Annotated in this window: 17 protein-coding genes; 5 read left to right on the plus strand and 12 right to left on the minus strand. The window is 51.3% G+C overall.

Going from position 1 to position 19,216, the window contains the following annotated elements; genetic code table 11:
- Positions 1 to 30 precede the first annotated feature (30 nt).
- The 6 genes from BUQ98_RS12510 to BUQ98_RS12535 all read right to left on the minus strand — a co-directional run bounded on the left by BUQ98_RS12510 (position 31) and on the right by BUQ98_RS12535 (position 4,233).
- Positions 31 to 528 (minus strand): DUF3299 domain-containing protein, encoded by a 498-nt coding sequence (locus BUQ98_RS12510; protein WP_074214115.1) that lies wholly within the window; start codon positions 526 to 528, stop codon positions 31 to 33.
- Positions 529 to 531: 3 nt separating this feature from the next.
- A complete protein-coding gene (locus BUQ98_RS12515; RefSeq protein ID WP_074214116.1) occupies positions 532 to 1,797 on the minus strand; it encodes an ABC transporter permease in 1,266 nt (421 codons plus the stop codon).
- On the minus strand, positions 1,794 to 2,489 hold the full coding sequence (locus BUQ98_RS12520; protein ID WP_074214117.1) for an ABC transporter ATP-binding protein: 696 nt from the start codon (positions 2,487 to 2,489) through the stop codon (positions 1,794 to 1,796). The genes BUQ98_RS12515 and BUQ98_RS12520 overlap by 4 nt, the downstream gene beginning before the upstream one ends.
- Before the next feature lie 40 nt (positions 2,490 to 2,529).
- Positions 2,530 to 3,264, minus strand: a complete 735-nt coding sequence (locus tag BUQ98_RS12525) for a ZrgA family zinc uptake protein (protein WP_074214118.1) — start codon at positions 3,262 to 3,264, stop codon at positions 2,530 to 2,532.
- Between the two features lie 25 nt (positions 3,265 to 3,289).
- Entirely contained in the window at positions 3,290 to 3,577 is a 288-nt protein-coding gene (locus BUQ98_RS12530) for a hypothetical protein (protein WP_074214119.1), read from the minus strand.
- A gap of 98 nt (positions 3,578 to 3,675) precedes the next feature.
- Positions 3,676 to 4,233 (minus strand): YtfJ family protein, encoded by a 558-nt coding sequence (locus BUQ98_RS12535; RefSeq protein ID WP_074214120.1) that lies wholly within the window; start codon positions 4,231 to 4,233, stop codon positions 3,676 to 3,678.
- Between the two features lie 373 nt (positions 4,234 to 4,606).
- Here BUQ98_RS12535 and BUQ98_RS12540 point away from each other — a divergent pair, with 373 nt between their 5' ends.
- Positions 4,607 to 4,813 carry a DUF1107 domain-containing protein gene (locus BUQ98_RS12540; protein WP_074214121.1) on the plus strand — a complete coding sequence of 69 codons (207 nt, stop codon included), beginning with the start codon at positions 4,607 to 4,609 and terminating at the stop codon, positions 4,811 to 4,813.
- A 69-nt stretch (positions 4,814 to 4,882) separates the two neighbouring features.
- On the opposite strand, the gene msrA is transcribed toward BUQ98_RS12540, so the two are convergent.
- The gene (msrA, locus tag BUQ98_RS12545; RefSeq protein ID WP_074214122.1) at positions 4,883 to 5,515 is read right to left on the minus strand and encodes a peptide-methionine (S)-S-oxide reductase MsrA; all 633 of its coding nucleotides are present in this window, start codon (positions 5,513 to 5,515) and stop codon (positions 4,883 to 4,885) included.
- Positions 5,516 to 5,678: 163 nt separating this feature from the next.
- Here msrA and BUQ98_RS12550 point away from each other — a divergent pair, with 163 nt between their 5' ends.
- Both BUQ98_RS12550 and BUQ98_RS12555 read left to right on the plus strand, forming a co-directional pair.
- Positions 5,679 to 7,382 carry an autotransporter assembly complex protein TamA gene (locus BUQ98_RS12550; protein ID WP_074214123.1) on the plus strand — a complete coding sequence of 568 codons (1,704 nt, stop codon included), beginning with the start codon at positions 5,679 to 5,681 and terminating at the stop codon, positions 7,380 to 7,382.
- On the plus strand, positions 7,379 to 11,146 hold the full coding sequence (locus BUQ98_RS12555) for an autotransporter assembly complex protein TamB (RefSeq protein ID WP_074214124.1): 3,768 nt from the start codon (positions 7,379 to 7,381) through the stop codon (positions 11,144 to 11,146). The genes BUQ98_RS12550 and BUQ98_RS12555 overlap by 4 nt, the downstream gene beginning before the upstream one ends.
- 53 nt (positions 11,147 to 11,199) lie before the next feature.
- On the opposite strand, the gene ppa is transcribed toward BUQ98_RS12555, so the two are convergent.
- Together ppa and fbp are read right to left on the minus strand one after the other, a co-directional pair.
- Entirely contained in the window at positions 11,200 to 11,727 is a 528-nt protein-coding gene (gene ppa / locus BUQ98_RS12560; RefSeq protein WP_074214125.1) for an inorganic diphosphatase, read from the minus strand.
- Positions 11,728 to 11,862: 135 nt separating this feature from the next.
- Positions 11,863 to 12,885: a class 1 fructose-bisphosphatase gene (gene fbp / locus BUQ98_RS12565; protein WP_074214126.1), complete on the minus strand. Its 1,023-nt coding sequence runs from the start codon at positions 12,883 to 12,885 to the stop codon at positions 11,863 to 11,865.
- A gap of 256 nt (positions 12,886 to 13,141) precedes the next feature.
- Here fbp and mpl point away from each other — a divergent pair, with 256 nt between their 5' ends.
- Both mpl and BUQ98_RS12575 read left to right on the plus strand, forming a co-directional pair.
- A complete protein-coding gene (mpl, locus tag BUQ98_RS12570; protein ID WP_074214127.1) occupies positions 13,142 to 14,515 on the plus strand; it encodes a UDP-N-acetylmuramate:L-alanyl-gamma-D-glutamyl-meso-diaminopimelate ligase in 1,374 nt (457 codons plus the stop codon).
- Positions 14,505 to 15,131, plus strand: coding sequence for a flavin prenyltransferase UbiX (locus tag BUQ98_RS12575; RefSeq protein ID WP_074214128.1), 627 nt, complete (start codon positions 14,505 to 14,507; stop codon positions 15,129 to 15,131). Before mpl ends, BUQ98_RS12575 begins: the two co-directional genes overlap by 11 nt.
- Before the next feature lie 43 nt (positions 15,132 to 15,174).
- On the opposite strand, the gene BUQ98_RS12580 is transcribed toward BUQ98_RS12575, so the two are convergent.
- The 3 genes from BUQ98_RS12580 to argR form a co-directional block, all read right to left on the minus strand.
- The gene (locus BUQ98_RS12580; protein ID WP_074214129.1) at positions 15,175 to 15,606 is read right to left on the minus strand and encodes a universal stress protein; all 432 of its coding nucleotides are present in this window, start codon (positions 15,604 to 15,606) and stop codon (positions 15,175 to 15,177) included.
- A gap of 58 nt (positions 15,607 to 15,664) precedes the next feature.
- Positions 15,665 to 18,235, minus strand: coding sequence for a TRAP transporter permease (locus tag BUQ98_RS12585; protein ID WP_074214130.1), 2,571 nt, complete (start codon positions 18,233 to 18,235; stop codon positions 15,665 to 15,667).
- Positions 18,236 to 18,527: 292 nt separating this feature from the next.
- Entirely contained in the window at positions 18,528 to 18,998 is a 471-nt protein-coding gene (argR, locus tag BUQ98_RS12590; protein ID WP_074214131.1) for a transcriptional regulator ArgR, read from the minus strand.
- Between the last annotated feature and the right edge of the window lie 218 nt (positions 18,999 to 19,216).

Consider the following 19,216-nt stretch of genomic DNA (forward strand, 5'->3'; position numbering starts at 1 on the left):
GACGATCCGGTTCACTGATTGAGTGGGAAATTAGCCATCATCATAGTCTGTTAGCGCCGAGCCTTGGAGTACATAGCCCACTTCTGCTAAATCATGGCTAATATGTTCAGTTTTTAACGTCCCTTCGACATAGACCACATCCCATAACTGTTGAATCGGCGCGCCACCGGTAAACTTTACATAAACAATTTGATTAGGGGGAGGTGGCGGAACATGGATACAGGCCCCTAAGAAGGGCACCAGTAAAAATTCAGTCACCACTTTGTCATCCCCCTCTAGTGGGATCACAAAGCCGGGAATTTTGACTTGGCTGTTGTTGAGCTCTGGGCGAACCGAGCCAACCAAGCTTTGTGGATTCTCACTATGGTGACTGATATCTGGCATACCCCGGCTATCAAACTGAGCGCGTTCATGCTCAGGCACCAAATCAATCCAATCCAGCGTGAGTGGTTCACTGCTCGCCCATGTAGGCGAGCTCAAAACACCGCTCAGTAAGGCAATAAGCCCGAGCATTATTCGTTTTTTCATCTGTTATACCTTAATTGTCATTCCATCGGCGAGCGCCTGTCGGTAGGCGCGCCAAGCCGGAATTAATCCCACGATAAAGCCAGCGACTAACACTCCGGCCATCAATGAAAGCTCATAAGAGGACGGCCAGTCGAGCGGTAAGAATAAGCCAAACTCACTGAGAATATAGGGTTGTGCCAGCGCGAGTCCACCATAAAGCAGTAGCACGCCAAAGACGATCCCAGCGAGGGTGATCGCGACCGCTTCACTGACCAAAAGCAAAATAATATGCAAAGGACGCGCGCCCATTGCTCGCAGAATCGCCATTTCTCGACGACGTTCGTTAAGACTTGTGAGTAAGCTTGAGAGCATGCCCAACAGCCCCGCGACGGCCACAAAGCCAGAGATCACCAAGAGCGCTTGCTCGCCAACACGCATCATCCCCCATAACTCATGCAAGGCAATGCCGGGCATAATGGCCGTTAATGGCTCGCGCGGATAGGTGTTGACCCAGCGCTGGACGGCAAAGGTTTTGATTTTGCTGTTTAGTCCCACCATTACCGCGGTCAGTTGTTCGGGTTGTAGCTCGCGCTGCTGCGCTTGGGCTTGGGCTTGGGTGAGACCTTGGCCCAGTCGTGCACCACTTTCCCAGCCGACATGAATCGCTTCTATGGCCTCAAGTGACACATGCACACTTCGGTCGACGGGCGTGCCGGTGGGGGCCAAGATCCCGGTGACCGTAAAGGGTAAATTATCGTGTTGGTTAAAGCCTTTGTCGGCCAGTCCATGCGCGATCACCACGTTATCCCCTATGGTGTAGCTCAGTTCTTTCGCCACTTGAGCGCCAATCACGGTATCAAATAAGCCCCCAAATTGACTGCCTTGGCGAAAAGCCAGTGGCTGCTTTTGGCCATATTGGTAATGGGAAAAGTAATCATTGGTGGTGCCGACCACCCGAAAACCACGGTGGGAATCGCCCAGTGAAATCGGAATGGTCCAACTCACATCCGGGTGCTCACGAAGGCGCTGGTAACTGTCCCAGCCGATATTATTGGTGGCGTTGCCAATACGAAACACCGAGTAGAGCAGTAAATTGATCGGGCCTGAGCGGGCACCCACAATTAAATCGGTGTTCGAGATGGTATTCGCAAAACTCGCCTTGGCTTGAGTGCGCACTTTCTCCACCCCGAGTAAAAGCACCACAGCGATGGTGACGGTCAGCAAAGAAAGCAGTGCGGTGGCACGGCGGTTCTTCAGACTTTGCCCGGCCAATCCTAATAGTGAAATCATTGGTTGGCCTCCTCGCGGTGTATGGCGCGATTAAGCGCGGGAAGCGAGACATCTCGGTCAAATAAGTGCGCCAATTGGCTGTCGTGGCTGACAAACAATAAGCTGCTGTTAGCCTCGCGGCATCGATCTTGTAGTAAGCGAATAAAGGCATTGCGGGTGTTGGCGTCAAGTGCGGAAGTGGGCTCGTCAGCGATGATCAACGCCGGTGCCCCCATCAGCGCCCGCGCCGCCGCGACCCGTTGTTGTTGGCCAATACTCAATGCGGTGACAGGCTGATGGTAGCAGCTTGCTGGCAAGCCCAGTCGATCGAGCAAGCTGGCGGCCTCTTGATGAGGCGATTGAGTCAGTGTCTGACGCCGCGCGTGAGAAAAACGCAGTGGGACGGTGACATTATCGATCACCGATAAATAGGGCAGCAGATTAAACTGCTGGAAAATATAACCAATATGGTTGGCGCGAAATTGGTCACGCTGGCGATCGTTCAGAGCCGTCAGTGCTTGGTGATTGACGGTCAGTGTTCCCGCCTGCGGGGTATGAATGCCCGCAATCAAGCTTAGCAGGGTGGATTTACCACTGCCGCTGGGACCTTGTAAAAAAACATGCTCGCCGTCATTGAGCGCAAACGCATCGATATCAATGATCGGTTGCGGCTGACCAGGCCAAGTAAAACGCAGTTGTTCGATGGTTATCATGCCTGACAGGGGCGCAGTATACGCCCCGCCTCCTTGTTCACTACCACTGGATGTGCGACTTGGCACGATTCAAGGTGTCTACCCAGACCTTATCATCGGTAAAGGCCTGAATCTTAATGGTGTCTGTATTAGGGAATAGATTAAACCAATCAGTTTTCAATTCGGTGAAGGCTTGCGGGTTTTGGCAAATGAATTGGTAGTTCGCTGATAAGGTATTGTGGTTACCGTGATCATGCCCATGATGATCGTCATGGTGATCATGATGTCCTTCGTGATCATGGTGGTTGTGATCACCATGTTCCTCATGATGGGCATCTTTGCCGTCTCTGCCATCGCGACCGTCACGATGGGCGTGGCCATCTTCGCCATCTTCACCGTGAATACTATTATGCTCATGCTCATGCTCATGCTCATGCTCATGTTCGTGGTCATGCTTATGGTCGTCAAAACTGCTGGTGACCTTGGCATCGACGAGCTGGCAATCGGCCGCCTCGGCAAGCTGGAAGCGTTTTTCCCCCTCGCGCAGTAGGGCATAGGCATCCTCAAGGGCTTGTTGCTCGGTGGCATGTTTCGGTGAGTGTTCAAAGCCGACCACATCATGCCCGGGCGCAGTCAGTTCAATCAGTACGCGCTCTCCGTCTTGGGCGAGGCTTGCGGTGACTTCACCGTGTACATGAGCATCAAATGACTGATAGCTGGCCTCTTCGGCCAACGTGGCCATAGAGGCCGTTGCCATGGCCAGGGTGATAACACTGGGGTAAAAACGAGCTTTCATGGTGTTCTCCTAATGAATAAATGAATTAAATAATGAAGGCATTTATTCGACTAGGTGGAGCTCGTGCCGAAAAGGCAATGGCTGTGCGACAAGCTTGCTGCGGTTTTGACCAGACTGTGATGGTATTGACGGCATAAATGGGGGTCGGTGTCACGATACTAGAAGCCAGTACCACCGGTGGGACAAGATGGCAGGCACCACAGTGCTCACTGTGATGTGTCGGCACTAAGGTGTCGACGTGGTGGTGAGCCCATAGTCCGGCTTGGCTAAGCACCAGTACAAATAGCAGGTTGACGAGCACTCGCCGAGTCATCCAGACGTCCATGAGGTTGATAGGTAATGTGATAACATAACAATTATCATCATCGACGCCAAGTGTCGAATATAAACGCGGGCAAGGCCCGCGTACGGTTATTGATTGACGAGCTGTGTGACTAAGCTTATGACTTGATCCACTTCATCTTTGTTTAATTTGCCTTCTTTGACAAAGCGTACGGTGCCTTTATCGTCCAACACGGCAATCATCGAGCTTTCTTCTTTTAAGCGCCATGCCTCTGCGACATTGCCGTTTTCGTCCAGCACAATTGATGACCATGTGAAATCCCGCTTACTGTCTTCGGCAGAGGATTTAACAAAGCCTCCCGTTCCCCACATGGCATCATCTTGATTAATGATGGTGGTGGTTTGATAACGAGCGTCGTCAAAGTCAGCGGCTGTAATCGCTTCCATCAAAGGTGCGTTCATTTCTTTGGCACTGCTACGCCCGGCAATGGCTTGGATAACACGCACCTTGCCTGGCAACTGGTCGGTTTGCCACGCTTGATAGACGATGTCGTCGCCATTCAACGTCAGCTCGCCGTGTTCAGCGACGCTGGCATCGGGCAAGGGAGCACCATTTTGGAGCGTATGCGCCCAACTGACGCCAGTAAATAACGCAAAGGTGAGAGCGAGTAGGGTGGTTTTTTTCATTATCAATCATCCATGTCTGTTGTCATTGTTTGGCATCAGGTGCCAAGTTATCTATGGTTACGTCAGACGGTGATTTGTGCCAAGTATCTAGGGTGAATCCGTGCGCAAGATCGGAGTTTTATCCAAAGAGCGCCACTGAGCGCCGTGAGGATTGATCTCGTCGAGGGAACTTTTAGTGTTGGATAGGCTCTAATTCTGTACTTGCCATCAGAGTAAGGTGGCACTTTGCTTGCTTAAGTAAACAACGCGGAGAAGGCCAGATAATACTCTGCTCTCCATGGTGGTAACACGATTCACTGCGAAACGGTGAAAGCACATTGTTACTGTTTCGGTCTGTTAATCAGACTCTGTTGAGAAAAAGAAAGGGCTCCTTATGCTTCGCATCTTTCGTCAATATCGACCAACGCAGATTGCGCGGTATGTGAAACGATTTTTTAAGGGCCGACTCTATATTGAAGGTGTCGGCGCGTTTGAGTTTGATGGTGGGCGTTTACTGCCGCCCGGGCACAGTGATAGGCGCGCACTCTCAGTCATGACTGAGATTAATAAAGAAATTAAAGCCATGGCACTGAGTGCCTAACAATGCCTGAAGCAAAAAAACACGTCTAGCCGACGTGTTTTTTTATGTCTGTGTTTGCTTTCCGTAAGCTTATTGAGGTGGGAAGCAAACGCCGGTGCCACCTAAGCCGCAGTAACCTTGCGGGTTTTTATGTAGATACTGCTGGTGATCGGTTTCAGCTAAGAAATAAGCCCCGGCTGGTGCGATCTCTGTGGTTACGGCATCCGGTTTGCTCGCGTTCCTCAGTGCCTCCTGATAAGTAGCGAGACTTGCTTCGACGCTAGCTTTATCCGCAGGGTCACAATAGTAAATGGCTGAGCGGTATTGTGGGCCGACATCGTTACCTTGACGTAATCCTTGCGTAGGATCGTGGTTTTCCCAAAAGACCGTCAATAAGTCGTCTAAGCTGGTGACATTAGGATCAAAGATCACGTGCACGACTTCAGCGTGACCCGTCTGGCCGGTGCTTACATCTTGATAGCGAGGGTGTTGTGTCACGCCACCGCTGTAGCCGACAGACGTCATGACGACGCCTGGTTGTTGCCAGAATTTGCGTTCTGCTCCCCAAAAGCAGCCCATACCAAAAATGACCTGTTTTTGACCGTCGGCTGGCGTTACCGTGATAGGCTGTCCGAATACCGAATGGGGTGCAGATGGAATGATCGCATCAGAGCGATCTGCAATCGGATTGTTGGGTTGGTTAAAGGAAGATTGCATCGACATAGGGATCCTTATATTGCTGTGATTAAAAGCGTCACAGGTTATACGAAACAACGTTGGGTGTGGACCGAAGTGATTGATGCTAGCATCGAGCTCGGCTCAGCGCGTAATATGGCAAGATATCATCAATTTTGTCGAGCGACACCCTGGTAATGGTTCTCATTGCATGAAAATACATAGACTTCCCCTTATTGCGTTCGCTTTTTTACTGCTGCCCTGTTGGGCCAGCGCTAACCTTGATTTTGAGATCCAAGGGCTAGAAGGAGAAGTGCAACAAAATGTGGAAACCTATCTTGCAGCTATTTCTCCTGAAGAGCGAGAGATGTCCTATCGCTTTACCGCCCGTGTTGAACGCGATGTGCGCCAAGCGCTCCAAGCCGTGGGATATTATCAACCCAAGATTAAACTCCAAGGCCCAGAAGACGAGACCCTTGTCGTATCAGTAACTCCTGGGAAGCCGGTAAAGGTGGCACAGGTAGATGTGGTTTTTGAAGGCGAAGCGGCGATGGACGATGATTTTCATTCGCTCAAAGCCAATGGGCCACAGCCGGGTAAACGGCTTAATCACGGTGACTATGAATCACTGAAAAGTCAGATTAAAAGTTTGGCGGTGAAGAAAGGCTATTTTGATGGCCGTTTTACGCAAACACGCCTCGATATTGCGCCAGAACGCCAGCAGGCTTTTATTCATCTGCATTTTGCCAGTGGTAAACGTTATCATTTTGGCGCAATCCGTTATCAAGGTTCACAGATCCAACTCAAACGTCTCGATACACTGCGCGACTTTTCTCCTGGTGATCCGTATCAAGTGACAGAATTGGGGGCCTTCAACCAAGCACTAGCTAATACAGGCTGGTTTGCCAGTGCCTTGGTGCAAGCTGATATGGAAGAGGCTGAAGGCACCGAAGTACCTATTAGGGTGACCCTGACACCCGACGCACGCAATAAGTTTGAGACGGGCTTAGGATATTCTACGGACATTGGTCCACGGCTGAAGTTTAACTGGCGTAAGCCTTGGTACAATTCGCGTGGACATAGCATTTCCACCTCTTTGGCTATATCTCAGCCTGAACAAACATTCACGTCCACCTACAAGGTCCCTTTAGAGGATGTGTCACGTGAATACTATCAAGTCCAGCTGGGTTTAAAACGCACGGAGCAACGAGATACGTCTAGCCTCGAAGCGACGACTTCTGTGTCTCGACACTGGCTTTATGATACCGGTTGGCAGCGCAGCGTATCGCTACGTTGGTTATATGAAAACTATACGCAAGGGCAAGATGAAGACATCGTTAGCGTGATCCTTCCGGGTATCAACTTTACCCGCACGCGTGCACGTGGGGGGTTAATGCCGCATTGGGGAGACAAACAATCGATTACATTGGAAGCGGCCGATCCTATCTGGCTGTCCGATATTAGCCTGTTCCGTCTGCAAGGCAGAAGTGCATGGATTCGTAGCCTCAATAAAAACCATCGCGGCTTGTTACGCGTCGACGGTGGCGCGCTGATTTCCGAAGAGTTCAGTGAAGCACCGCCCTCTTTACGCTTTTTCGCCGGGGGGGATAACAGTATTCGCGGTTATGCCTACGAAACCGTCTCTCCCGAAGATGATAGTGGTCAGCTTAGCGGGGCACGCTACATGTTAACCGGCACCTTGGAATATCAGTATCGGTTAGGCGGTAACTGGTGGTGGGCATTGTTTGCCGATGCGGGGGATGCTTGGACGAGTGAATTATCGTGGAAGCGTGCAGCAGGAACAGGCGTTCGCTGGTCGTCACCAGTTGGGCCTATTCGTTTAGATGTCGCACATGGTCTTGATAATGATGACGACGATTTTCGCGTGCATTTAACATTAGGGCCTGAATTATGAGTCGTTGGTTAGTCAGGCTAACGTTTATTGTACTCATGCTCACTTTTGTCCTGGTGGGCTTGGTGTCAGTCACGTTATTTACCCCAATGGGTTTACAAGTGGGTGTTTGGGGGGCGCAAAAAGCGCTGCCTGCGCTAACACTGGAAGACGCTGAGGGCGGTTTATTAACGGGATTTGAGTTACATGGCCTCCGTTACCAAGATGCGCAAGTTGAACTACAAGCAAAATACCTAGCACTTTCTATTGATGGTAAGTGCCTACTTACCCCAGAGATCTGTGTTGATAAGCTGGCCGCTGAAGGGGTAACGCTGGATCTGAATATTCCGCCAAGCGGTGACGCTCCCCCCGCGGAACCGTCCACGTCTATGATCCAAGCGCCGTTACCGATCCATGTTAATACGTTTGCTCTCAATGACGTGGCGATGAAAGTTGCGGGGCAGGTGATTGACTGGCAGCAACTCCAAGGTGGGGTGCATTTTGAGGGAGATACCTTGACGTTATCGCCCACTGAGTGGCAGAAGTTGGTGGTCACGCTCCCCTCGGAAGGCACTGAGCAAGCAAAGACCGAGCACGCGGTTGGTAAACCCGATGGCGAAGTATCGAGTCCCCCCTTTGATTATCCGGGGCTAAGTTTACCGACCCTCCACGTGCCGCTGAATATTGACGTTAAGCAACTCAGGCTGCGAGATACCCGTATTGACGCCGGCACGGTGCAAACCTTCTCCTCGCTGGTTCTGTCTGGAGGGGTCAAAGGCAGTGCGGTGACGATTGATGATTTCTCGCTGGCCGCGCCGCAGGGGACAGTTAGGGTTTCTGGCGATATCTTGCTAAAAGGTAACTATCCACTGACATTGCAGTCCCAGTTGACTACAAACTTGGCGCCGCTCCAAGGACAAGCCTTGTCCCTGTCTGCCTCAGGAAGCTTGGCTGTATTGGAAGTAAGCGCTAAGGCAAGCGGCCCAGTGAATGCTCAGCTTAACAGCGAGGCCAATCTGCTGGCTGCGGACTTACCCTTTGTCTTGCAACTGAATAGTGACCAGATCACTTGGCCTCTGACGGGGGACGAGATCGTAGCGTTGCACGGATTACAATTCAGTGCGGATGGCGATTTTTCCGACTATCAGCTTAGGTTACAAACCGAGGTCGACGGCCCCGAGGTGCCGAAAACACAGCTGAATCTTGCCGGCCAAGGCAGCCTGACGGCGCTGACCCTCTCGCAGCTGGAGGCCAACACGCTCGGAGGCAAGGTGGCTGGCCGTGCTAGCGTGGATTGGTCCAGCGTGCCATTTTGGCAAGCTGAGTTAGGCTTTGCCAACATTCAACCTCAGCAGCAATGGCCAGAGGTGACGGGGAATTTAACCGGTGCAATCAGCCACCGTGGCCGCTTAACCGCCCAAGGCGGCTGGGATGTCTCGGTGCCCACGTTGGTGGTGCATGGCGAGTTGCAAAAACTGCCGCTAGCGGTCGCGGGCGCGCTCAATGCGCACGATCGTGATGGCGATGGCCAGCCGAGCGTGTCGACGCCGGGACTGACGCTGTCGCATGGTCCCAATCACGTCACGGCACAAGGGCAAGTGCGTGATGAGTGGCAAATGGGACTGTCGGTCGATATTGCTGACTTATCGCAATCCTTGCCCATGTTCACTGGTGTGATCCGCGGGGATGCACGATTGAGTGGGCCGTTTGCGCAGCCAACCGCAAAGTTGGCACTCCATGCTAAGCAGCTGCGTTGGCAAGATGTGCGCATTAATCAGCTGACGGTAGACGGTGATCTGGCCGTAAAAGACCGCTTGGGTGGTGATTTGACGGTGTCGGTATTGGGCGGGCGCTATCAAACCGCGCGTTTAGATAACCTCGATTTAACCGTGCGCGGTGATGAAGCCGCACATCAGCTGGATTTGCGCTGGCAAGGGGCACCGGCTTCTGGCGCGCTGCGCATTGAAGGTGCATTGGCGCGAGACACAGGCTGGCAAGGAAAATTACTCGATACATCGGTGAACGTGGAAGAACTTGGCGACATTGTGCAGCAAAGTGCGGCATCCATTGCGTTTAGTTTCGCCAATATGCAAACCGAGGTTGGCGAGCATTGTTGGCAGTGGCAAGCGACTCAAGTTTGTCTTCCTCGTCCTGCGCGTTTAGGAGAGCAAGGTGAGGCAACCGTGAATATTACCGGGTTTGATACTCGCCAAATTGCCGCTTTCTTTCCGCCTGATTGGCAGCTCGACACGCAGGCAAATGCCGCGGTAAGTGCGCATTGGCAGCCAGAGTCAGCCCCAACGGTGAAAGCCTCTATCGATGTGAGTGAGGGAAAGATACAACAGCAAAAAGAGACACCTTTAGTGCTGGGGTGGCAACACGCAAACCTTGATGCGCGTTGGCAGAATAATCAACTACAAGGGGCGCTTGCGTTAACGTTGGAGGACGGAGGAACGGTTGCCTCCGCATTTACCCTTACGGATTTACTGACTTCCACGCGCACCGTGACCGGTGATCTCACCATCAATGCTGTACAGCTAGCCAAATTAGAGCCCTTATTAGGCAATGATAAGCAAGCTGATATTAATGGTGAGGTAAATGCCAATTTACGGATTGAAGGTCCCCTCACTTTACCGCAAGTACACGGTGGGGTCAGCGTCAGTGCGTTACGTGTGAAAGGTTTATCGTCACCGGTTGACGTAGACGACGGTCAACTCGCATTAACCCTTGATGGACAACAAGGGCAAATCAACGGGGAACTGGTGACGCCCGATGGAACCTTGGTGCTGAAGGGGAGTGGCCAGTGGCCCCGTGTCGATGATTGGCAGTTTGGTTTGAATGTCTCAGGTGACACATTGCGCGTTAATGTCCCGCCGATGGTGCGCCTCGATGTCGCGCCAGATCTCACCGTCTCAGCCACTCCTAATGATGTTGTGATTAGAGGCGATATTCGTGTGCCCTGGGGGCAGATCGAGGTGGAGAATTTACCGGAGTCGGCCATCACTGTGTCGGATGATACGGTGATCCTCAATCAAAACTATGAGCCTGAAGATGCAGAACAAAAAGATGCGGTTCCCTTTAATTTGGTCACGGATGTGCGCTTAGTGCTTGGTGATGAAGTTCGGCTGGCGGCGTTTGGTTTGAAGTCGCGCTTGGCAGGTGAACTTAACATTAAGAACAACCGCAAAGGCGCCTTGATTGTCGGCAACGTGAGCTTGTTGGAAGGGACCTACCGATCATTTGGGCAAGATTTGATTATCCGTAAAGGGGAGATCTTATTTAATGGCCCTGCTGATCAGCCGTATTTGCAAGTCGAGGCCATTCGCAATCCAGCCAGAATGGAAGGCGATGTGATTGCGGGTATTCGGTTAAGTGGCCCAGCAGACGATCCCGTCGCCGATATCTTCATGGATCCTGCTGGCTCTCAAGCCAATGCCTTGTCTTACTTATTGCGTGGCCGAGCTTTAGATGCGGGCGCGGGGGATGCCAATATGACGTCGATGCTTATTGGCATCGGTTTAGCGCAAAGCGGCAAACTCGTCGGAGAGATTGGTCAGGCGTTTGGTGTGGACGATCTGACGGTTGATACTGCCGGCGCCGGTGATGAGCAAAAGGTCGAAGTATCCGGTTATATTTTACCGGATCTAGAAGTGAAATACGGCGTGGGAATTTTTGACGCGATTGGCGTGTTTACCGTGCGTTACCGATTAATGAAAGATCTGTATGTAGAAGCGGTATCAGGGGTGGATCAAGCGGTCGATCTGCTGTATCAATTTGAGATTAAATAGATAGCAAAAGGCCCGCCAAATAGCGGGCCTTTATCTTCATTGATGAAACAGCATTACTTCTTTGCGCGTTCAAATGAAGACAAGATTTCGTCTTTTGCCGCTTGGGCATCTTCCCAGCCATCGACTTTGACCCATTTGCCCGCTTCAAGCTCTTTGTAACGCTCGAAGAAATGAGTGATTTGTGCTTTCAGTAGCTTAGGCAAGTCGCTCACGTCTTTCACGTGATCATACTCTTTAGTCAGCTTGCTATGGGGAACCGCGACAACCTTGGCATCTTCACCCGATTCGTCGGTCATTTTTAGCACACCCACTGGGCGGCAGCGGATCACAGAGCCAGGAACGAGAGGGAATGGTGTTGGAACCAGCACGTCTACCGGGTCACCGTCGAGTGATAAGGTGTGGTTTACATAGCCATAGTTACATGGGTAGAACATCGGAGTAGACATAAAGCGATCAACGAATAACGCGCCGCTATCTTTGTCCACTTCGTATTTGATTGGGTCAGCGTTCGCTGGGATCTCAATCACCACATAAATATCTTCAGGCAGCTCTTTGCCCGCAGGGACCTGGTTCAGGCTCATGGGATGTCCTTTTGTTTAATAAAAAAGTGTGTGCCAATTATAACCACCGAGCGTGAAAATAACAGAGGCGACCATGCGGGTCGCCTCTGTTATTTTCATACGGCAGGAATATTGTCGATTGACAGGGTCGATGTCTTAGCCGTCATCGTGATCCGAATAAATCTCTAAGAATTGATCGACTTTATCTACCATATTGCTTGAGCCAACAAAGAAAGGCACGCGTTGGTGAAGCTCAGTCGGATCAATATCCAAAATACGCTGAGCGCCGTCGGTTGCTTTGCCTCCCGCTTGTTCGATGATAAAGGCCATCGGGTTGCATTCGTAAAGCAAACGCAGTTTGCCATTGGGGTAGGCTAAGGTGCTGGGGTATAGATAAATGCCGCCTTTCAGCAAATTGCGATGAAAGTCGGCGACTAAGGAGCCAATGTAGCGTGACGTATAAGGACGTTTCTCTTGAGGGACGTTTTCTTGACAGTATTTAATGTATTTTTTGACGCCCTGTGGGAATTTGATGTAGTTCCCTTCGTTAATGGAATAAATGTTGCCGTCTTTAGGAATGGTCATATTCTCATGGGACAGGCAAAACAGCCCTAGAGATGGGTCGTAGGTAAAACCGTGTACGCCATCACCGGTGGTGTAAACCAACATGGTGGATGAACCGTAAATGATATAGCCCGCAGCAACCTGTCGATGGCCTGGCTGAAGAAAGTCTTCCTCGGTGGGAGGGGTACCAACGGGTGACACACGGTGATAGATAGAGAAGATGGTGCCAACCGATACATTGACATCAATGTTAGACGAGCCGTCGAGGGGATCGATAAGCACCACGTATTTGGCATTGCGATTGAGTTGTTTATTGAAAATGACGGCATCATCTTCTTCTTCGCTAGCAACACCACAGACTTGGTCTCGGGCTTCCATCGCAGCTTTAAATTTTTCGTTGGCGTAAACGTCGAGTTTTTGTTGCTCTTCGCCTTGTGCGTTTTCTGTGCCGATGGCACCAGCTATGTCAACTAAGCCCGCTTTGTTAATTTCACGGTTGACAATTTTGGCGGCGAGACGAATAGACGCAAGAAGAGAAGATAAATCGCCGCTGGCATGCGGGAACGCGTGTTGCTTCTCAACAATGTACTCGCCGAGGGTCTTAATGTCGGGCATTCTCAATCCTTAATGGTGATGAACTGTCTTTCTAATGCAATGAGATAAATGGGCAGTGAACTGCCTCTTGAAATCGTCGTCATTCTAGCGCTCGTGACTTTTTAATCGTACTGAAGAAATGGATGAGGCAAGGGAAGTGTGATCGCGACATAAAAACCATGTCAGATGCGCGCAAGCAATAAGACCCAAGCGTTAATCCAAGGCATAATAATCACCCGTGCCGAACGGCTGGGTAATCAATAACACAGTGAAGGCTATGCATATTCATATTCTAGGCATCTGCGGCACCTTTATGGGTGGCGCGGCGATGCTGGCAAAACAATTGGGGCACAAGGTCACGGGGTCTGATAGCCATGTTTATCCCCCTATGAGCACATTGCTTGAATCGCAGGGTATCGACATCATCGAAGGCTATGATCCCGCACAGTTATCACCAATACCGGATCTTGTGGTAATTGGTAATGCGATGAGCCGCGGTAATCCCTGTGTAGAAGCCGTATTGAATCAAGGGCTCCCGTATACATCAGGCCCTCAGTGGTTACATGACTGCTTACTCCAAGACCGTTGGGTGTTGGCCGTATCAGGGACGCACGGAAAGACGACCACCGCCAGTATGCTGGCATGGATCCTAGAAGATTGTGGGTATGAGCCTGGTTTTTTGATTGGCGGAGTGGCGAGTAACTTCAATGCGTCTGCGCGCTTGGGAGATAGCCCGTTTTTCGTGGTGGAAGCCGATGAATACGACAGTGCGTTTTTTGATAAGCGCTCCAAGTTCATTCATTATCAGCCACGCACGCTGGTGGTCAACAATCTTGAGTTCGATCATGCCGATATTTTTGATGATCTAGCGGCGATTCAGAAGCAGTTTCATCACGTGGTTCGCACTGTGCCGGGGATCGGGCAAATTATCGCACCGTCAGACGATGCCAATGTGGCGGATACCCTGGCGATGGGCTGCTGGAGTGAGTGTGTGTATGCTGGGCCAGATGGCCAGTGGCAGAGTGTGAAAAAAGATCCAGCAGGCAGTCATTTTGCGGTGTATTTAGCCGGCGAGCATGTCGGTGATGTCAACTGGGACTTGGTTGGCGATCACAATGTGCGTAATGCTTTGATGGCCCTTGCGGCGGCGCGTCATGTGGGGGTGACACCAGATCTTGCCTGCCAGTCGCTAGCGTCATTTATCAATACCAAGCGCCGGCTTGAGTGGCGCGGTGAGCAAGCCGGTGTCACTGTCTATGATGACTTTGCCCATCACCCGACCGCGATTCGACTTACCCTAGAGGGCTTGCGTGCCAAGGTGGGCAATGGACGTATTTTGGCGGTGCTAGAGCCGCGCTCTAATACGATGAAGCAAGGGGTGCATAAAGACACTTTGGCGGGGTCGCTTGCCAGTGCTGACAGTGTGTTCCTTTATCAACCGGACGGGCTTGATTGGTCACTCGATGACGTGGTGAACCATTGTACGCAGCCAGCTCAAATTGATACCGAGATTGACGCGCTTGTGGCCGAACTTTGCTTGCAAGCCGAGCCGGGTGATACCGTGCTGGTGATGAGCAACGGTGGGTTTGGCGGTATTCATGAGAAGCTGCTGACGGCACTCGCTGACAAGGAGGCGGTTTATGGCGGATAAACGCATCACACTGGCGTGGACCGGTGCATCTGGCGCACCGTACGGACTGCGATTGCTTGAGTGCTTGTTGGCGCAAGAGTATCAGGTTTTTTTATTGATCTCGTCGGCGGCAAGAGTGGTGCTGGCGACTGAACATGGCTTGAAGTTGCCTTCTGGCCCACAGGCGGCGCAGAAAGTGCTGGCTGAGCACCTTCAGTGCCCAACGGAGCAGTTGATAGTGTGTGGCAAAGAAGATTGGTTTTCGCCTGTCGCGTCCGGATCCGCAGCGCCAAAACAGATGGTGGTGTGCCCGTGCTCTGCGGGGTCGCTATCGTCGATTGCGCATGGTTTGTCAGATAACCTCATTGAGAGGGCGGCCGACGTGGTGCTCAAAGAGCGCGGACAGCTGCTCTTGGTGGTGCGCGAGACACCGTTTTCAACCCTACACCTAGAGAATATGCATAAACTGTCACAGATGGGCGTGACGATTATGCCCGCGGCGCCTGGCTTTTATCATCAGCCCCAGTCGATTGAAGACTTGGTGGACTTTATGGTGGCGCGCATTTTAGATCATTTAGGGGCCGAGCAAACTCTCGTGCCTCGCTGGGGCTATGACCAACGAGGCCGTGAGGAGTAAACGAAGCGGGTTCGGATAAGATCTGAACCTTCTCGCGCTGCGCCTAGGGCTTCAGTACCATCACATGCATGCTGGCCCCTTCGATCACTTTGGTCGCCACCGAACCCAGCATCATCTTATTGACCCGTGAGCGCTTATGACTTGGCATCACGATCAAATCACATCCCAAACGCTCTGCGGTTTTGATGATGCCTTTATACGGTTTGCCTTCTTCAACTGATACCTGACAAGCAACGGTCTTAGGGACATATTTATCGGCAAAGCCTTGTAAATTACGCTTCATATCACGCTTCATCTTATTGGCGGCATCTTCAGGAAAATAGGATGCGACCATTGAATTGTGAATACCCGGCAGTACGGTGAGCAGGTGTAGATTGGCTCCTGACTGGCTGGCGAGCCATGCGGCGTGGTCCACCGCCTTATCGGCAAAGCTCTCATCATTTAAATCGACTGGAACCAGGATGTGTTTATACATAGCAATATCCTTTGCAATCAAACAAGAAAGAGCACGCGTTAAACACGTGCCCTTGCGATCAGGCTTGGCGGATGCGGCGGCGTTGATTCCAGCCTAATAGTGCCAAGAGTAATAAGGTAGGTACAAATACCCACTCTTTCCAGGGGCGGATGTTGTCCACGGTCACGGTTTTGATTTGCCAATCAAAATCGATTCCGGCTTTGTCGGCATCGCTACCAAATTGGATCATATCAACCAGTAACTGATTGTTTTCTTTGCGCAGCATGAGACCCGTGTCGCTTATACGTGCATCACCGTCTTCTAAGCTGTGATCAATGGGAAGTTCCACATGCTTAGAGACCTGTTCACCAAAGAAATTCTCACCTTCTACTTCTAACCGAAGTGGCTTCCCTTCTGGTAACTCTTCAGCCACGTTAGCTATTTCTGTCCCTGGATAACTGGTCGTGGGCGGGTAGATTTCGTCCCACCAAAACCCTGGCCGGAATAAGGAGAAGGTGATGACCAAGAGTAAAGCCGTTTCCCACCATTTATTTTTAGTCAGCCACCAACCTTGAGTGGCAGCGGAGAACGCTAACATCGCAATGGTGGCAGAAAGCACGGTCAATATCAGGTGGAATGGCCCATCAAGATCGAGCAACAACAACTGGGTGTTGAAGATAAACATGAAAGGTAAAATCGCGGTGCGGATATCATAGGTAAAACCTTGTACCCCGGTTCGGATAGGATCGGACTTCGCGATCGCTGCCGCGGCGAAAGCCGCCAGACCCACGGGCGGCGTATCATCAGCGAGGATACCAAAGTAGAACACAAATAAGTGAACAGCGATCAAGGGGATGATTAAACCTTGTTGAGCCCCCAAGGTGACGATCACGGGTGCCATCAAGGTTGAAACAACGATGTAGTTAGCCGTGGTTGGCAGGCCCATACCAAGTAGCAGGCTAATGACTGCGGTAAACAGCAACATCAAGAAAATATTACCGCCAGAGATGAGCTCGACAAAATCGGTCATCACCAAGCCAATCCCCGTGAGGGTAACCGTGCCGACCACGATCCCTGCTGCTGCCGTCGCGACCCCTATCCCGATCATGTTGCGTGCGCCAGTAACAAAAGCCTCCAACAGATCAACGCCACCTTCTCGGATTTCCTCTTTAAAGTTGGTGCGTTGATTAAAGTAGGCGATCAGAGGACGTTGGGTCACGATGATAAAAATCATAAAGATGGTTGCCCAGAACGCCGATAAGCCGGGCGAAAAGCGCTCCACGGTGAGGCACCAAACTAACACCCCGATGGGCAGTAAATAATATAAACCAGAACGCACTGTTGGACCGGGTTCAGGGACTTCCGACAGATCGGTGGCGGCAGGATCTTCCGCGGCTTCGGATTTGTAGCGAGCAGAATAGCGGACCAGCAGAATATAGGTGATCAGTGTCAACACGCCGATGACCACGGTTGCCATCGCACCAAACACATCCTTGGTCCAGCCGATACCATAGTAGACTGCGGCACTGAGCACTAACAATCCTACGAACACCGTCATAAACGAGAATAACTTTTGTAAAACGGTACTGGTATGGCGGCGAGGTAAGCCTTCCATGCCTGCTTTGCAGGCTTCAAGATGCACGATGTATATCAGAGCAATATAGGAAATCAGTGCTGGGAGCAGAGCCGCTTTAATCACCTCGACATAAGAAATGCCGACGTATTCGACCATTAAGAACGCGGCGGCCCCCATGATCGGTGGTGTAAGCTGGCCGTTTGTGGACGCGGCCACTTCAACGGCACCTGCTTTATGGCTAGGAAAGCCAACGCGCTTCATCAGTGGAATGGTAAAAGTGCCTGTCGTTACCACGTTAGCAATTGACGATCCTGAGACCAAGCCTGATAGGCCAGAAGCCACAACAGCCGCTTTCGCCGGCCCACCTCGCATATGGCCTAGCAGCGAGAAGGCCACTTTAATGAAGTAACCGCCTGCGCCGGCACGATCGAGTAGCGCACCAAACAGAACAAACAAGAATACAAAGGAGGTAGATACCCCGAGTGCAACCCCAAAAACCCCCTCGGTAGTGAGCCATAGATGTGACATTGCCTTATTCAGACTCGCCCCTTTATGGGCAATCACGTCAGGCATGTAAGGGCCGGCAAAGGTATAGAGTAAAAACATGCCGGCAACCACCATTAGCGGTGGCCCCAATGCGCGACGAGTTGCCTCAAGCATCAGGATCATGCCGATTGCGGCGACGGTAATATCAAACGAGGTATATGCGCCCGCACGATCGGCTAATTGATTATAAAATAGGAATAAATAACCGGCGGCTAAGCTTCCTACAAGGGCAAAGGCCCAGTCTATAAGCGGGACGCGGTCGCGAGGTGAGGTCTTATGTGCAGGGTAGGCGGTGTACGCCAAAAACATGGCAAAAGCCAAGTGTACGGAGCGTGCTTCGGTATTATTGAGTACGCCAAAATCGAGTGCAAACGGTAGTGGTGACGCATACCAAAGCTGAAAAAGGGACCAAAAAAGTGGTACCAGCCAAAGAATACGTCCTGATAGTCCATCTGGCGAGCGCGCGCCTGTGTCTGCTTGCGCCACCATGTCTTGCACATCAGGAGACGGTTGATGTGTCTTCGTCATGCAGTGTGTCCTTATTATCATGTGCACCGCTGATGCGGCTGCAGTGTCCCGAGAAATGCATACCTGGGCTGCTTCATCATTGTTTTGATCAGCCCGTCTGCAGCCCACTGTTAAGCTCATAGTATAATGAACCCTCAACGAAAACGTGAACAGTGTGTTGGCAGCTAGTGGTCGATAGTAACAGAGCGGTATCGAAAAATTAAAAGGATGTTATCGCTTTTATATCAATAGAGGGGAATGAAAGGCGAGAGAAAGCAGTCAGGCAGCGGCATTACGCTGCCTGATAGATGAATCAATAATAATATTCGAACAAGTCACACACCGCTTCGAAAAGCGCTTCTGTCGTTGTGCCTCGAGTCGGGGTAATAAAAATGGTGTCGTCGCCGGCCACCGCGCCCAAAATCCCTTCGGCTTTACCGAGGGAGTCGAGGAGACGCGCAATCAGCTGGGCAGCCCCTGGACCCGTGTGAATCACCACAACGGCCTCGTTGTAGTCTATCTCCATCACCAGCTCGCGTAGCGCACTTCCTGTGGTCGGTACACCGAGTTCGATGGGTAAGCAGTAGACCATTTCCATTTTGGCGTTACGTGTCCGCACGGCGCCGAATTTGGTCAACATGCGCGACACTTTCGACTGATTGATGCCCTCAAATCCTTGAGCACGTAAGGCTTCGACAATCTCGCCCTGAGAACTGAATTTTTCTTCTTTGAGGATCGCTTTAAACGCTCGAACCAATTGGTCTTGTTTTTCTGAGTTACGCATGACAGCTGACTCGCAATAACAAACGAGTAGCTATTTTGCATATACATGCATTCGGGAGCAATGACTGAGCGCGTAAAATGGCGACAATATCACTGTTGCTCGCCTTCACGTTAGTACTGAGGATCACCCATTTATGTGGTGAGAGAAAAAATGAGAGCTTAGGCTGATCATCACCGCCTGACGCTTGAGTGGGGGTATGCCCGAGCATATGATAAAGC

Source organism: Salinivibrio sp. ES.052 (assembly GCF_900141775.1).
Taxonomy (GTDB): domain Bacteria; phylum Pseudomonadota; class Gammaproteobacteria; order Enterobacterales; family Vibrionaceae; genus Salinivibrio.

What these genes read in the sequence shown, in the direction of transcription:
- BUQ98_RS12530 (WP_074214119.1), bottom strand. Translation starts at nt 3,577, where the DNA reads ATGACTCGGCGAGTGCTCGTCAACCTGCTATTTGTACTGGTGCTTAGC.
- BUQ98_RS12510 (WP_074214115.1), bottom strand. Translation starts at nt 528, where the DNA reads ATGAAAAAACGAATAATGCTCGGGCTTATTGCCTTACTGAGCGGTGTT.
- argR (WP_074214131.1), bottom strand. Translation starts at nt 18,998, where the DNA reads ATGCGTAACTCAGAAAAACAAGACCAATTGGTTCGAGCGTTTAAAGCG.
- mpl (WP_074214127.1), top strand. Translation starts at nt 13,142, where the DNA reads ATGCATATTCATATTCTAGGCATCTGCGGCACCTTTATGGGTGGCGCG.
- msrA (WP_074214122.1), bottom strand. Translation starts at nt 5,515, where the DNA reads ATGTCGATGCAATCTTCCTTTAACCAACCCAACAATCCGATTGCAGAT.
- BUQ98_RS12525 (WP_074214118.1), bottom strand. Translation starts at nt 3,264, where the DNA reads ATGAAAGCTCGTTTTTACCCCAGTGTTATCACCCTGGCCATGGCAACG.
- ppa (WP_074214125.1), bottom strand. Translation starts at nt 11,727, where the DNA reads ATGAGCCTGAACCAGGTCCCTGCGGGCAAAGAGCTGCCTGAAGATATT.
- BUQ98_RS12550 (WP_074214123.1), top strand. Translation starts at nt 5,679, where the DNA reads ATGAAAATACATAGACTTCCCCTTATTGCGTTCGCTTTTTTACTGCTG.
- BUQ98_RS12585 (WP_074214130.1), bottom strand. Translation starts at nt 18,235, where the DNA reads ATGACGAAGACACATCAACCGTCTCCTGATGTGCAAGACATGGTGGCG.
- BUQ98_RS12555 (WP_074214124.1), top strand. Translation starts at nt 7,379, where the DNA reads ATGAGTCGTTGGTTAGTCAGGCTAACGTTTATTGTACTCATGCTCACT.
- BUQ98_RS12540 (WP_074214121.1), top strand. Translation starts at nt 4,607, where the DNA reads ATGCTTCGCATCTTTCGTCAATATCGACCAACGCAGATTGCGCGGTAT.
- BUQ98_RS12520 (WP_074214117.1), bottom strand. Translation starts at nt 2,489, where the DNA reads ATGATAACCATCGAACAACTGCGTTTTACTTGGCCTGGTCAGCCGCAA.
- BUQ98_RS12515 (WP_074214116.1), bottom strand. Translation starts at nt 1,797, where the DNA reads ATGATTTCACTATTAGGATTGGCCGGGCAAAGTCTGAAGAACCGCCGT.
- BUQ98_RS12575 (WP_074214128.1), top strand. Translation starts at nt 14,505, where the DNA reads ATGGCGGATAAACGCATCACACTGGCGTGGACCGGTGCATCTGGCGCA.
- fbp (WP_074214126.1), bottom strand. Translation starts at nt 12,885, where the DNA reads ATGCCCGACATTAAGACCCTCGGCGAGTACATTGTTGAGAAGCAACAC.
- BUQ98_RS12580 (WP_074214129.1), bottom strand. Translation starts at nt 15,606, where the DNA reads ATGTATAAACACATCCTGGTTCCAGTCGATTTAAATGATGAGAGCTTT.
- BUQ98_RS12535 (WP_074214120.1), bottom strand. Translation starts at nt 4,233, where the DNA reads ATGAAAAAAACCACCCTACTCGCTCTCACCTTTGCGTTATTTACTGGC.